Raw genomic sequence first — 15,072 nt, 5'->3', positions numbered from 1 at the left:
CTTCAAGTTTATCTTATTACATTAAACTACCCGCTTAAATATTTACCAACAAAGTAATACTTTAATGTACTTCCATTTTTAGGTAAATTTAGCACAACTAAAATTTCAGTTATTGAAACATCATAAAAGCCGTACTGCATTTTCGTTACGTGCCAATTGTAATCTTTAACAATCAGTCGTTTCAGGAAAATCCAATTTCATTTGACTTTTTTTACAAAAAAGAATGTTCTTCAGATTTGCTGTTATACCCTAGCCCATGTTAATAAATCAACTTTTTCATCCAATTGCTTTTTACTATGTTTGTAGGATAGCACTAACAAAACAGAACACCCTGTTGTTTCTATAGTAAACACATACAATGATTGAGTACTAATCTACCCCAATCAGTAATCTTAAATAACCTAATGGCAAAGCAAAAAAAAGAAAAATCAATTGAGGAAACCCTATGGGATTCAGCAAACAAATTAAGAGGAACAGTTGAATCATCCGAATACAAACACGTCGTACTCGGGTTAATCTTCTTGAAATTCGCCAGTGATAAATTTGAAGTAAGAAGAAAAGAGCTAGTAGCTGAAGGCAAAGAAAAGTTTTTAGAAATGAAAGAGTTCTACAATATGTCGAACATCTTTTATTTACCCGAAGAAGCTCGCTGGAGTTATATTATTGAAAATTCCAAACAGGCTGATATCGCCTTAAAAATTGATACCGCTTTGCACACCATCGAGAAAAACAATCCTTCACTTAAAGGCGCTTTACCCGATAATTACTTCTCTCGTTTGAACATGGACGTCAGTAAATTGGCTGCACTATTAGACACTATCAACAATATTGACACCATAAAGGACAAACAACAAGACATTGTAGGGCGTGTTTATGAATATTTTCTGAGCAAGTTTGCCTTGGCCGAAGGAAAAGGAAAAGGCGAATTTTACACCCCAAAAAGCATTGTTAACCTGATTGCTGAGATGATCGAACCCTACAAAGGCATTATCTATGATCCCGCTTGTGGTTCGGGGGGTATGTTTGTACAATCAATAAAGTTTATAGAAAACCACCACGGAAACAAAAAAGAGATTTCCATTTACGGACAAGAATATACGGCTACAACTTATAAACTAGCCAAAATGAACCTCGCCATTCGTGGTATTGCTGCCAATTTAGGTGATGTTCCTGCCGACACTTTTGGCCGTGATCAACATCCCGATTTGAAAGCCGACTACATTATGGCAAACCCACCTTTCAACCAAAAGGATTGGCGTGCGAGTGATGAATTAATAGACGATCCTCGTTGGAAAGGCTACGACGTACCACCAACGAGCAATGCCAACTACGGTTGGATTTTGAATATGGTTGCCAAGCTCTCCGACAATGGAGTTGCAGGTTTTATCTTGGCTAATGGCGCACTTTCAGGAGGTGGCGAAGAATATAAAATTCGTAGAAAACTGATAGAAAATGACATTGTTGAAGCTGTTGTGATTTTGCCTCGATCAATGTTCTATACTACTGATATTAGTGTAACGCTTTGGATTTTAAACAAAAACAAAAAAGCGAGAACAGTTCAACTCCCTGATGCTACTAGAAACTATCGCAATAGAGAAAACGAAATTTTATTTTTGGACTTGCGTGAAAAAGGAATACCGTTTGAAAAGAAATTTATTCAATTTTCAGAAGAGAATATTATAGAAATTACTGAAGCGTATCATAACTGGCAAACGGATTTGTCTGTTTATGAAAATGTTCCTGAATTTTGTCATTCTGCTTCTTTAGAAGAAATTGAAGCCAAAGATTTTTCATTAGTACCTAGTAAATACATCACATTTGTAAACCGTGATGAGAATATAGATTTTGAAGATAAAATGACTTCCTTACACAGCGAGTTTTCAGAGTTATTAAAAGCCGAAGCACAATCGAAAAACGATTTATTAACCGTATTTAAAGAATTAGGTTATGCCATCGAATTATAAAAAGCTAGCCGATTATATACAACTAGTTAATAATAGAAACAAAGACTTAGTTACTATTCCGTTATTGGGAGTAAGTATCAAAAAGGTTTTAATGCCTTCTATCGCTAATATCATTGGAACAGATATGTCAACGTATAAATTGATTTCAAAAAATCAATTTGCTTATGGCCCTGTAACTTCCCGTAATGGCGATAAAATCTCTATTGCTTTATTAGAAGATTATGAGAATGCTATGGTTTCACAAGCTTATACTGTTTTTGAAGTAATTGACGAGAAAGAATTATTACCTGAATATTTAATGATGTGGTTTCGAAGACCTGAATTTGATCGTTATGCCCGTTTTAAATCACATGGTAGTGCAAGAGAAATTTTTGACTGGGCTGAAATGTGTGATGCTGAATTACCTATTCCTTCTATTGAAAAACAACAAGAAATTGTTAGAGAATACAATATCATTCAAAACCGTATTACTTTAAACAATCAACTCATTTCTAAGCTCGAAGAAACAGCTCAGGCTATTTACAAACAATGGTTTGTTGATTTTGAGTTTCCTGATGAAAATGGAAAACCTTATAAAAGTAATGGTGGGGAAATGGTTTGGTGTAAGGAATTGGAGAAGGAGATTCCTGCGGGGTGGGAAATGAATAAATTAAAAAATATATGTTCCAAAATAGGTAGCGGTTCTACTCCAACAGGAGGTAAAGGAAGCTATTTCAAAACAGGAATATCATTAATAAGAAGTACAAATGTTTATGATTTTTCATTTTCATTAGACGATTTAGCATATATAAACAATATCCAAGCTGAAAAGTTAAAAGGAGCGGAGGTTTTAGAGAATGATGTTTTATTTAATATTACTGGAGTTTCTGTTGCTCGTTGCTCCATCGTACCGCAATATGTACTTCCTGCTCGAGTAAATCAGCACGTTATGATAATCCGAGCTGCTAAAAACTCAAATCTTTCATCTTACATCTTGTGTACACTTTGTCATTCAGAAAACAAAAATAAATTGCTTGGTATCAGTCAGTCTGGATCAACAAGAGAAGCTATCACAAAAGCTGAACTTGAAAATTTTGACATTATAGTTCCTAGCTCTGAAATAATGCGACGTTTTGAGGAAATAATAAATAAAGTTTTTACTCAGAAAGAAATTCAGAATAAAGAAGTTCAAAAACTTGAGGAGTTGAAAGATTTGCTATTAGCGAAGATGACAAAAGTAGAAACTGAAAAATACCTATACCAATGACTTTAAAATTTGATGAATTTCTAAGATCAGTATCAATAAGTAAAGACAACACATATTCGATGCTTCTTGGAGCTGGTTGTTCAATTAGTTCAGATATTCAATCTGCAAATGATTGTATTTGGGAATGGAAAAAAATAATTTATAAGAGCAACAATCCAAATAGTCTAGATTGGATTGAGAATTATAAAAATCCTAAAGTTCAAGACACTATTCAGAATTGGCTAGACAATCAAGGTTGTTACATTGAAAAAGATAACTCAGAAGAATATTCATTTTATGCAAAAAAATGTTTTCCAATTGATGAAAACAGAAGACAATATTTTCAAAAAATATGCTCAAACAAAACTCCTTCTGTTGGATATAGAACAATACCCTTGCTAGTAAAACAAGGTATATTAGATACTGTTTGGACTACTAATTTTGATGATTTAATTAATACGTCTTGTATTCAAGGTGGAATTACTGGAATAGATATTTCATTAGATTCTGTTAACAGAATAAACCAAAGAACTCAAAGTAAAAATGAATTACCAATTATAAAAATCCATGGAGATTTTAAATATGGGGAATTAAAAAACACCTCTGAAGAGCTAAAAAACCAAGATAATGTTTTAAGAGCTAAATTAGTAGATTACCTCACTGATAAACATTTAATAGTTCTTGGATATAGCGGTAGGGATAAATCTTTAATGGATTCTCTGAAAGAAGCATATTCAAATAATGGAGCTGGAATATTGTTTTGGTGTGGATATGGGGATAAAATTAACAATGATATTTCAGATTTACTATTACATATTGAAAGCAAAGGTAGAAAAGCATTCTATATAAATACTGAGGGATTTGATATTACAATGCTAAATATTACTAAACTAATCATTGACGATAATTCTCAGTTAAAAAAAGATCTTATTGACTTAAAAAAAATTACTGATATAGATAAAAATACTTCTTTTAATATTAATCCCGAGAGAGTAAATAAAGTATTGAAAAGTAATTTATTCCCAATTGAATTTCCAAAAGAAGTTTTAGTATTAGAAGCTAATTTAGGAGATAAACCTTGGAAAAAAATAAAGGAAAAGACAACTTTAGATAATTCAATAGTAGCTGTCCCATATGGTAAGGATCTATGGTCTTTTGGTATATCGGAAGATGTTGTAAAAAAGTTTTGTGAATACTCTATAGGAGAATTAAAAAGAAAACCTTTGACTGATCTAAAAATCTACAACCAAAGTATAAACTATTTGTTATTGTCTTCGTTATGTAAAATATTTAGTCAAAAAAACAATCTTGAGAGCAATTTTAAAAATAAATTATGGGATAAGTCAAAATATGTATATATTTTAGATCAAAAAGTATATCAAGCACTTAGTTTAGGTTTAGAGAAAATTGATGGTAAATATTACTTATCTCTTAATCCTAATTTTCAAATTGAAAATAATGATGTTGAAAAAGAAATTAAACAACAAATTGGGTTAACTTTTTTTCACAAAATTTACAATGACAAATACAACGCATATGTAGATGAATGGAGAAAAAAATTATTAGTAACCAAAGATAATAAATTGGAATTTCCAATTAATTCAGGTACAGGATTTGTTTTCAATATTAAAGGTAGTCCCATTTTTACTAATATTTGTGATTTAAATAATCAATACACTAATAATCATAATGTTCCTGAAAGTTTATTAAAATTAAAGGGAATACAATTTAAGGAAACAAATTTGGTATTCTCTTCCAATAATGGTCAAAGGAAAATCCTTGATACCCACCCTATGAGAGGTTTGGTTGATAATAAACCTTTTGATTCAGGTTTGTATAATTTATTAGACAACACAATTAATTTTGGTGTAATATGTCCTGAACAAGATTCGGAAAAGTTACACAATTTTCTCAACACACAAAATCAAGAGATACTCAAAAACAATCCAAAGGATAATTATATTATGGACTTTAAAGGGTTTTATAATACATATGGTATAAGCTTAAATATACCAAATGTTTCATCTCAAAATTGGGAAAAAACAAATGATCCTATTGAAAATAATGAAAATAAAATAGTTCATGAGATAAAAAGAAATATATGTGATAAAATCAATAAACTAAGCTCTGTTGGTTCACAAAAAATAATCATTATATATATACCGAAAAGATGGGATAATTTTCTGCATTATAATGATGGTATTGAATCTTTTGATTTACATGATTACATAAAAGCTTTTTGTGCTGAAAAAGGACTTACATCGCAAATAATACGAGAGAAAACTATAGTAGACAAAAGCCTAAATTGTCAAATTAATTGGTGGCTATCTTTATCTTTTTTTGTTAAATCCTTTAGAACTCCTTGGGTAATTCACAATGCTGATAAAACTACTGCCTTTGCTGGGATAGGATATAGTATAGATAATAAAAGTGACGATAAAGGTCATATTATATTGGGATGCAGTCATATTTATAGTTCAGATGGAGAAGGATTAAAATATAAATTGTCAAAAGTTAATGATAAAATAAAGTGGATAAATAAAAAGCCGCATTTAAGCTATGATGACGCCTACGAATTTGGGAGAAATGTTCTCCATCTTTTTTATGAATCTATGAATGAAGTTCCTAAGAGAGTTGTAATTCACAAAAGAACTTTTTATACTGAGGAAGAAAAGCAAGGAATTTTAGATAGTCTTTTAGATAATAAGAAAATAGAAAATATAGATTTGATCGAAATAAATTTTGAGGACAATATTAGATATGTTTCGAGTAAGATAAGTAATGGTGAAACGAAAATAGATGGTTTTTCTGTATCAAGGGGAACATGTATTCAACTAAACAATAAAGAAGCATTACTTTATGCTCATGGTATAATTCCTTCTGTTGTAAACCCTAAATTCAATTTTTATCCTGGAGGGCGATACATTCCAAAACCTTTGAGAATTATCAAACATCATGGAAACGGCAGTTTAGAGCAAATTGCTAATGAAATTCTCGGATTGACAAAAATGAATTGGAATTCTTTGAATATGTATTCACAATTACCTGCTACAATATCTTCTTCAAATGAAATTGCAAGGATTGGTAAACTAATAGAAAATACAGAAAAAATACAATACGATTATAGATATTTTATCTAAATTTAGTTGCGTATTATTAGTAAGTAGCTTTAACAATAAAATAAAAACAACTAGATCTATAATGGTTGACGTAATAAATAATAAGAGTTGTCTTTGGTGCTTAAAAAAAGAACCAGATGTTACATTTATAAAAAAAGCACATACAATACCAAAATCATTAGGAGGCCAAAATTATAATAAAAATGTATGTGATGATTGTATGAAAATAGAGACAGTCAAAATGTTAAATATTCAATAGAAGTTGCTTTGAAAGAAGCTTTTTCTATTTCTAGGAAAACTTTTTTCTCGGGTCGTGTAACAAAAAGAAAATTAGGAGAATTCAAATCTCAATTTTTTGAAATGAAAAAATGAAGTGGTAAATTTCGTTAAGGTATAAAACAATCGTTTATGTTCAATAATCAATCAGGACCTTGTAGAGCATTTAAAAGAGTCTTATATAAATGTATTTTTAAGAATTAAATAGGCAATAAGGAATTGGTCACAAAGAATGTTTTGATATAATTAGAGCCTTTTCAAGATATAATAAATTTGATTTGCCCGTTTTGTATTTTGAGAGAAAAATAAGTGTTATGATATTTTTTAAAAGTGAAACCGAAACTCCAAATTTTATATTTTGACAGAATCAATTATTTGTATTCGGACAGCAAGTTTGTAGAAATTGAATTTGTAGGAAATGTTTTTGGCTTCCCCGTAGCTCATTTTACAAAAAAGGAATTTGAAGAGTATGCGCAAAAATAATTGAAAATTTACAGATATTGATATTGCATTGCGTGTTTTGAATGGATGAGATAATGATTTTTAAATATGTCTTGTACTATCTAAAAAAATGAATGAATGATTGTTAATTATATAAATAGCATTGTTATGCTGAAGTAGGAAAACGATAGAAATAAAACCATTTTCCTTACGACGATAAAAAGGTTTTACTATCAAGTTCCTCCTCCAAAATTGAACTAGCTGTGATTAAGAAATTTGTAAGGAATAGTATTTATTCTAAACGAATACATTTTGTCACAAATATTTACTAAATTTGTGACATAACACTAAATAAAAAACGGTGCAATCCTCACATAATCAGGTAGAATTAAAGATTAAGAAATCATCCAAGGGTCAAATATTTTTCGCAGATGATTTTGCAAAATTCGGCTCACCAGAGAATATCCGAAAGGTATTATCACGTTTAGAAAAAGAGGGTTTACTAGAGCGTTTAACTCATGGTATATATTTAGTGCCTAAAAAAGATGAACTGTTAGGTGTCTTGTACCCCACCACAGAAGAAATTGCGGTAGAGATTGCCAAGCGAGACAAAGCACGTATTGCCCCAACAGGAGTGTTGGCTTTATATCAATTGGGCTTGTCAACACAAATTCCGCTTAAAGCAGTGTACCTTACAGATGGAGCGCAAAGAACAATCACTATTGGCAATCGTTCCATTCAATTTAAGAAAACGACTCCCCGCAATCTTTCCATCAAGGATCATTTATTAATGTTAATTGTACAGGCTCTAAAAGAAATTGGTCAGCATAAAATAAACCAAAGCCATTTAGGGAAACTAAAGCCGTTTGTTTTACAACTAGACCCAGAGGTACTAAAATCGCAAACTAAGTTTGCACCAGTTTGGGTGCAAAAAATAATTAGTAAACTAAGGAATTAAGCAATGTGGGTACACCTTACTAAAGATCAAAAACAAAATATTATCAAGCAAACAGCTGTAAAAACAGGTTTGCCTGATTATGCAGTTGAGAAGGATGCTTGGGTTTGTATTATTTTGCAAGCTGTATTTCAATCAAAATACGCTCCTCATATTATTTTCAAAGGAGGAACTTCTCTCAGTAAGGCTTACCAAATCATCAACCGTTTCTCTGAAGATATTGATTTAATAATCGATAAAAGTTTTTTAGGTTTTGCAGCATTACCTTCAAAAATGGCAATAAAGAGACTACGAACGGCTTCGGGGTCATTTATCATAAATGAATTTCGGGAAGAGTTAATAAATCAATTAACGCAGTTAGGAATTGCATCAGATACCTATACTATCAAATACAATGACAAAGTAGATGATACCAGTGATCCCAACACATTAGCGTTTTATTATGAGCCTTTAATAGAAAGTGATAACAGTTATATTCAACCTAGAGTATTAATCGAAATGGGGGCTCGTTCTTTGACAGAACCTACTGAGGAAAGAGAAGTAATCTCGTTTATAGACAGTGAATATGCCCATCTCCCGTTTGCAAAAAAAGCAACAAAGGTGAATGTGGTCGTTCCAACACGTACTTTTATTGAAAAAGTATTATTACTGCATGAAGAATTTTTAAAACCAATTGATCACATAAGAAGCGAGCGGTTGTCTCGTCATTTGTACGATATAGATAGGTTAGCAAATTCTGAATATGCGCAAAGAGCATATAAAGATTATTCGCTTTTTGAGCAAATTGTAGCATACAGAAAAGCCATTACGCCATTACGGAATATCAGTTATGAATTTCACAAAAGAGATACTTTACAAATAATCCCCCCTGCTGAAGTACTAAATGACTGGGAACAAGATTATAAAGCAATGCAGAAAAATATGATTATTGGAGATTCTAAATCTTTTACTGATCTTTTAGAAAGAATGAAAGAAGTAATGCAAAATTTTAAAACAAACTAACCTAGTGTAAGCTGTAGCAATTTAAATAGATGAAATTTACCGAAGCACAATTAGAACAAGCCTTTATCAGTTTATTGCAAAATGAAAACATGACCTACTCAGCAGGTGGTGCAGCACGAACAATAGAATACAACGGAGCTGCTGAACCATCAACAGTATACGGACATATTGTTAGTGAACAAGTCTTGCTTACAGAAGATTTGAAAAACTATTTGCGATCTTCCTACGCAGCCGAAAATATTACAGAAAACGAGATAGAATCCATCGTAAGAGATTTGGATCGTTTGCCGTCTTCTGATTTATACGAAAGTAACAAAACCATTATGAAAATGGTAAGTGATGGCTTTTTATTAAAGAGAGAGGATCGAAGTCAAAAAGATTTTTATGTACAGTTAATCGACTATTCGGAAAAAGATAATAATACCTATAAGATTGTCAACCAGATGGCTATCAAAGGCTATGAGATGCGCATCCCCGATTTGATTTTATACCTCAACGGATTGCCTTTGGTTGTTTTTGAATTTAAGACGGCTATTCAAGAAAACACCACACTTCATGATGCTTATTTGCAAATAACCACTCGTTATAAAAGAGACATTCCAGAACTTTTCAAATACAATGCTTTTTGTGTAATTAGTGACGGAGCCAACTCAAAAGCAGGATCATTTTTTGCACCTTATGAATTCTTTTATGCCTGGAGAAAAATTGAAGGCATGATAAAAGAAGTCGACGGTATTGATGCCATGTTTACGCTTATTCAAGGGATGTTCAATCGTAAAAGATTACGGAATATTATTCAAAATTTTATCTTTTTACCTGATAGCTCCAAAAAAAATGACAAAATCGTTTGTCGTTATCCTCAGTATTACGCAGCTACCAAACTTTTTGAAAACATAAAAGGACATCAAAAACCAGATGGAGATGGTAAAGGAGGAACTTATTTTGGAACTACCGGTTGCGGAAAAAGTTATACCATGTTGTACTTGACTCGTTTGCTAATGCGAAGTAAATATTTTGCTAGTCCTACGATTGTAATTATTACGGATCGAACTGACCTAGACGATCAGTTGTCAGGACAATTTACAAATGCGAAAGGATTTGTGGGGGATGAATCAATAATTAGTGTCGAAAGTCGTTCTAATTTAAGAGAACTATTGCAAGGCAGAAATAGCGGTGGCGTGTTTTTGACTACTATTCACAAGTTTACAGAAGATACCAAATTATTAACAGATAGAACCAATGTGATTTGCATCTCCGATGAAGCACATAGAAGTCAGACCAATTTAGATCAAAAAGTAAAAGTTACAGAAACAGGGGTTAAAAAGTCCTATGGATTTGCAAAACATTTACATGATTCCTTACCCAATGCCACTTATGTAGGTTTTACAGGAACACCTATAGATGCTACCATTGATGTATTTGGAGAAATAGTCGATTCCTACACCATGACTGAATCGGTTGCTGATGAAATAACGGTTCGTATTGTATATGAAGGCCGTGCGGCTAAAGTACTGTTGAACAATCAAAAACTAGCCGAAATTGAAGCGTACTACAATCAATGTGCAGAAGAAGGCAGTAACGAAAATCAAATTGAAGAAAGCAAAAAAGCCATGTCGCAAATGAATGCGATTATTGGTGATCCCACACGTTTAAAAACAGTAGCCGAAGATTTTGTAAGGCACTATGAAAATAGAATCGCAGAAGGTTCAACAGTAAAAGGAAAAGCAATGTTTGTCTGTAGCAATAGAACTATTGCTTATGAATTGTACAAAAATATCTTGGAATTAAGACCCGAGTGGAGTGAAGTAAAAGTTGCAGCAGATGATGTGGTATTGTCAGACAAAGACAAAAAAGAAATCAAACCCATGGAGCGCATCAAAATGGTGATGACTCGTGGGAAAGATGATCCTGAAACACTCTATCATTTGTTAGGAACTAAAGACGATCGTAAAGAATTGGGTCGTCAGTTTAAAAGTGAAAAATCAAATTTTAAGATAGCCATTGTAGTGGATATGTGGCTCACTGGTTTTGATGTTCCATTTCTTGATACCATGTACATTGACAAACCCATTCAGCGCCATAATTTAATTCAAACCATATCTCGTGTAAATAGGAAGTTTGAAGGAAAACAAAAAGGACTAGTTGTAGATTATATCGGTATTAAAAAACAAATGAACATGGCTCTAGCCATGTACAGCAATGCCGATGGAGAAAATATAGAGGATATTGAGCAATCGGTAGGCGTTGTAAAAGATCAGTTGGATTTATTAAGTAGATTGTTTTACAAGTTTGACAAGTCGGGTTATTTTAGTGGTACGCCATTAGAACAATTAAAAACACTTAATCAAGCTTCAGAATTCGTTCAACTGACACAAGAACTTGAAAAGCGTTTCATGTACATCGTAAAACGATTAAAATCGGCATATGATATTTGTTCAGGTTCAGGAATCTTTTCAGAAGAGCAACGAGATAAAATTCATTTTTACCTGGCTGTTCGTTCTATTATTTTCAAATTAACAAAAGGGGTTGCACCCGATACTGCTCAAATGAACAATAGAGTAAAACAAATGCTACAAGATGCTATTGAAAGTGATGGAATTGAAGAGATTTTTAAGTTAGGAGACGAAGGGCAAACCGAAGTTGATATTTTCGCAGATGATTATATGGCTAAAATTGATAAAATCAAATTGCCGAACACCAAAATTAAATTGCTTCAAAAATTACTAGGTAAAGCCATTGATGAGGTAAAAAAAACAAATAAAATAACAGGAATAGATTTTTCTAAACGATTGCAGTTTATTGTAGATAAATATAATGAACGAAAGGAGGATGATGTATTACAAAGTCGGGTGCTAGAGGATTTCACCGATGAAATCATAGACCTGTATTATGCTTTAAAAAAGGAAAAAGAGTCCTTTAAAGATTTAGGAATTGACTTTGAAGAAAAGGCATTTTATGACATTTTAAAGGCATTAGCTATTAAATACGACTTTAGTTATCCTGAAGATAAATTGATTGTCTTAGCGCAAAAGGTGAAGCTTGTTGTAGATGATAAAGCCAAATACACCGATTGGAGTAAAAGAGACGATATAAAAGCGGAATTAAAAGTTGATTTAATAATCTTATTAGCAGAAAGTGGCTATCCACCAGTTGATCGTGATGAAATTTATAAAGAAATTTTTGAGCAGGCTGAAAATTTTAAAAAGTTTAAATTGTGAACATAAAAAACCGATTAGTTATTAATTTGAACTATATCATTATTAAATAAAATCAAACTAGACAACTAAAATTACATAGGAGGCCGGTTTATTAGTCCTCCTTTTTCAGTTGAGCAACAAAATAGATTACCGGAATTCCCATTTTGGTTAAAAATGCATTAGCAAACCGTTGCGTACTGCTAAATCCCGCTTCTTTGGCTAAAGCATTGTTCGTATAATTCCTGTACTTCTTTTCCTTTTGAAGCAATGCAACGATGTAGTCTACCCTAAGACCATTAATGTACTCGCTGAAATTCTGGGCTCTATGATGTTTTATGATTAAAGCCAAATAATTAGAATTACTATTCAAATATGCTGCTAAACTTCCTTGCTTCCAGTCTCTTTCTAAAAATTTCTTATCCCTTTCAAACTTATCTAGCTGTTTTAAAATGGCAGTTACAGTTTCTGCATTAATTTCTTTAAGGGGAAGTTTTTCGTTATCATTTTTAAGTATATTTTTAGGCTTCCCTATTTGAGAAACATATTCCTCATACCTTTTTTTAAAAAGAGTTTTATTTCTGTAATGCCGGAAAGTGAGCCACGTAATCAACATAAACAATACAAAAATTAATATAGCTGAAATCCAATCATAATTTTTCTCCCAAACCATTTCTTGGGTTAGATCATCATTTTCACTCTGGAGCTTATCCATTTGTGACACAAGTTCCTTGGTATCATACTCCTTATGGATTTTTCCAGCAATGTATCTGCTGGTTTCCGTTAAAAGGGTATCTGCTTTTAACAGTTGTTTAATATAATATAGTTGCGAGTCCACATCTTTCTGTTGGCGAAAATAACTGATTAATAGCTCAAACGACTGTCGCAAATCGGGACGCAAGTAGTGCTTTTCATTAAAAATTTTATCCACTCTTGTAAAATACTCCACCGCCTTTTGCTTCTTACCTAACGCCCAGTAGTCTTTACCTAAATAAAAATTTCCAATCGCCACATTTGCAAAATCACTATTGTCTTTGATGACATCCAAAGAGGATTTTATGTTTTTGATGGATTGTGAATAGTTTGTCAAAAAGTACTCATTTATTCCTTGTGAGTGAAGGAAATAAGGTTTCATTTCTGGTTGATCAAGCCTCAGGCATTCTGCTATTCCGAGAATATTGGTTTGCGTACAAAGTCCGTAATCACCGCTTTTATTATACGAAAGTCCTAAGGAGTGAAGTGAATTTAAATACGGTCGAGGATTGTGATCTTTATAATAGTCTGTACATTCTCTAAGTAGTGAAATCGCCTCATCATAAAATCCAATATAGAGTTTGCTAAGTGCTATATGATACTTCACTTTGTACTTTAAATACAAATCGTCCGTTTTGGAAATGTAATTATTAGCAATTAAATAATTATCCATTGCCTTATCCTGCTGCTTGCGACCATAATACACAATCCCTTTAGACAAATAAGCTGACCCTAAAAGGGCATTGTCGGCAGATTTTTTAGCCGAGTATACCATACTATCGGCATAACGTAATCGCATTTTACTAGGAGACTGGTGTAGGATATTCTGGTAGCCATTGATCATCTCCTTCCAGTTTTTTTCTTTCTAAGCTTTATACAGATAAGTGTATAAATAGACCGCCGCCTTAGCACTGTCTTTTCTTAACTCATACATCTGGTTATCCAGATAGTCATAATTTTTGTTTTTTAAAGAATCAGGCACTACAAACTTTTTTATTTGCGCAAAGAGTGAATAAGAAAAAAGAAAGCTCAGTAGAATTAATTTTTGTCTATTCATGATACTATCTAATTAGGGGATAATGTGTCTTGAATACTTTCGAGGCAACGGATTTTTATATATAAGAATAATTTTACATTAACTTAACTCAAAAATAACACAATCCTTTATAAAACAATAATTTATAACAAAAAATAAGATGTTGATTTTCGGAAAACCCATAGCCGAAATCCTGTAAATCCAAATATATACTGTTGTTTGGGATATTTTAAGGCCATAGTTTTGGCTTGAATTCAAAAGCATAATATTCGGCAAGGTGCTGGATAGAAGTTCTGCTTATCCGGATGAAATGAACAGAGAAGAAATTCTCATTCACTTTCAAAAATCAAAACCATGAAAACTTTTTTAGTATGTACAGTCCTTTCATTTTTTCTTATTTCTTGCTCAGATGAAACTCAGTATATTGATGAATCAACAGGTCAATCAACTGATGCTGCCATGCCTGCCAATGGAAACAACCCCTATGATATAGTGGGTTTGGAAATCTACCAAAAGCTTAATCTCTATTATGAACATAGCAAAGTTCCAACTTCCGTTGCCGATTTAACCGCTCAGCTGAGATTTATTTCCTTGAAACCTGAAGCTTTAAGGAATAAAAACACGCAACTAATAAACTTTACTGATGACATGGTAGACTCGATCATGAATGACCCCGACAATAGTATGATTGCAATTGTTCAAGCAAGTAGTATAGGGTTATACGCTAAAAACAACCTGACTACTTTTCTTCAAACTCTAGTTTATCAAAGGCACCAGGAATTCAGCATTTGCTATGATTATATAACAAATTACGAATCCGAGGTTCTAAATGATGATGAGCTGACGACAGACGAAACGGAGGCTATTTTAACGGTGGCCTCCATTTCCAGATATTCACTGTACTCAGCTGAAGAAAGAAAAGACCGAGATTGGGAAACCTCCGTTGGAAGTAAGCCATCAAAAACCTCTTTCACCCCTCGAAAGGCCGCTATAATTTCTATTATCGCGCTGCTTGTCAACATACTCAAATAATCTAAAAATCTCAAAATGACCCTTATTAAGATAAAACCACAAAACATTTTGTATGTAATGCTGGTCATTTTTAAT

10 protein-coding genes are annotated in these 15,072 nt (G+C 32.4%); 9 read left to right on the top strand and 1 reads right to left on the bottom strand.

Annotated features, from left to right (window positions below; genetic code table 11):
* The first annotated feature begins 404 nt into the window (after positions 1–404).
* From I5M07_RS00260 to I5M07_RS00225, 8 genes are all read left to right on the top strand, one after another.
* Positions 405–1,964, top strand: coding sequence for a type I restriction-modification system subunit M (locus I5M07_RS00260; protein WP_200104172.1), 1,560 nt, complete (start codon positions 405–407; stop codon positions 1,962–1,964).
* A complete protein-coding gene (locus tag I5M07_RS00255; protein ID WP_200104170.1) occupies positions 1,948–3,210 on the top strand; it encodes a restriction endonuclease subunit S in 1,263 nt (420 codons plus the stop codon). Before I5M07_RS00260 ends, I5M07_RS00255 begins: the two co-directional genes overlap by 17 nt.
* Complete coding sequence (locus I5M07_RS00250; RefSeq protein WP_200104169.1) at positions 3,207–6,329, top strand: SIR2 family protein; 3,123 nt, start codon at positions 3,207–3,209, stop codon at positions 6,327–6,329. Before I5M07_RS00255 ends, I5M07_RS00250 begins: the two co-directional genes overlap by 4 nt.
* Positions 6,330–6,390: 61 nt before the next feature.
* Positions 6,391–6,567, top strand: a complete 177-nt coding sequence (locus tag I5M07_RS16090) for an HNH endonuclease (RefSeq protein WP_200104168.1) — start codon at positions 6,391–6,393, stop codon at positions 6,565–6,567.
* A 347-nt stretch (positions 6,568–6,914) separates the two neighbouring features.
* The gene (locus I5M07_RS00240) at positions 6,915–7,067 is read left to right on the top strand and encodes a hypothetical protein (RefSeq protein WP_200104167.1); all 153 of its coding nucleotides are present in this window, start codon (positions 6,915–6,917) and stop codon (positions 7,065–7,067) included.
* A 319-nt stretch (positions 7,068–7,386) separates the two neighbouring features.
* On the top strand, positions 7,387–7,983 hold the full coding sequence (locus I5M07_RS00235) for a DUF6088 family protein (protein WP_200104166.1): 597 nt from the start codon (positions 7,387–7,389) through the stop codon (positions 7,981–7,983).
* 3 nt (positions 7,984–7,986) lie between these two features.
* Positions 7,987–8,982 carry a nucleotidyl transferase AbiEii/AbiGii toxin family protein gene (locus I5M07_RS00230; RefSeq protein ID WP_200104165.1) on the top strand — a complete coding sequence of 332 codons (996 nt, stop codon included), beginning with the start codon at positions 7,987–7,989 and terminating at the stop codon, positions 8,980–8,982.
* A gap of 29 nt (positions 8,983–9,011) precedes the next feature.
* Positions 9,012–12,200, top strand: coding sequence for a type I restriction endonuclease subunit R (locus tag I5M07_RS00225; protein ID WP_200104164.1), 3,189 nt, complete (start codon positions 9,012–9,014; stop codon positions 12,198–12,200).
* A 91-nt stretch (positions 12,201–12,291) separates the two neighbouring features.
* Here the strand turns inward: I5M07_RS00225 and I5M07_RS00220 are convergent, their stop codons facing one another.
* Complete coding sequence (locus I5M07_RS00220; RefSeq protein ID WP_200104163.1) at positions 12,292–13,773, bottom strand: helix-turn-helix domain-containing protein; 1,482 nt, start codon at positions 13,771–13,773, stop codon at positions 12,292–12,294.
* A gap of 546 nt (positions 13,774–14,319) precedes the next feature.
* Between I5M07_RS00220 and I5M07_RS00215 the strand changes: the two genes are divergently transcribed.
* Positions 14,320–14,997 (top strand): hypothetical protein, encoded by a 678-nt coding sequence (locus I5M07_RS00215; protein ID WP_200104162.1) that lies wholly within the window; start codon positions 14,320–14,322, stop codon positions 14,995–14,997.
* Positions 14,998–15,072 lie beyond the last annotated feature (75 nt).

The sequence above is a fragment of the Flavobacterium agrisoli genome, assembly GCF_016522065.1.
Taxonomy (GTDB): domain Bacteria; phylum Bacteroidota; class Bacteroidia; order Flavobacteriales; family Flavobacteriaceae; genus Flavobacterium; species Flavobacterium agrisoli.
The sequence above is the reverse complement of the archived record's forward strand: the minus strand, read 5'-3'. Positions and strand labels throughout refer to the sequence as shown.

What these genes read in the sequence shown, in the direction of transcription:
- I5M07_RS00260 (WP_200104172.1), top strand. Translation starts at nt 405, where the DNA reads ATGGCAAAGCAAAAAAAAGAAAAATCAATTGAGGAAACCCTATGGGAT.
- I5M07_RS00255 (WP_200104170.1), top strand. Translation starts at nt 1,948, where the DNA reads ATGCCATCGAATTATAAAAAGCTAGCCGATTATATACAACTAGTTAAT.
- I5M07_RS00250 (WP_200104169.1), top strand. Translation starts at nt 3,207, where the DNA reads ATGACTTTAAAATTTGATGAATTTCTAAGATCAGTATCAATAAGTAAA.
- I5M07_RS16090 (WP_200104168.1), top strand. Translation starts at nt 6,391, where the DNA reads ATGGTTGACGTAATAAATAATAAGAGTTGTCTTTGGTGCTTAAAAAAA.
- I5M07_RS00230 (WP_200104165.1), top strand. Translation starts at nt 7,987, where the DNA reads ATGTGGGTACACCTTACTAAAGATCAAAAACAAAATATTATCAAGCAA.
- I5M07_RS00225 (WP_200104164.1), top strand. Translation starts at nt 9,012, where the DNA reads ATGAAATTTACCGAAGCACAATTAGAACAAGCCTTTATCAGTTTATTG.
- I5M07_RS00220 (WP_200104163.1), bottom strand. Translation starts at nt 13,773, where the DNA reads ATGATCAATGGCTACCAGAATATCCTACACCAGTCTCCTAGTAAAATG.
- I5M07_RS00215 (WP_200104162.1), top strand. Translation starts at nt 14,320, where the DNA reads ATGAAAACTTTTTTAGTATGTACAGTCCTTTCATTTTTTCTTATTTCT.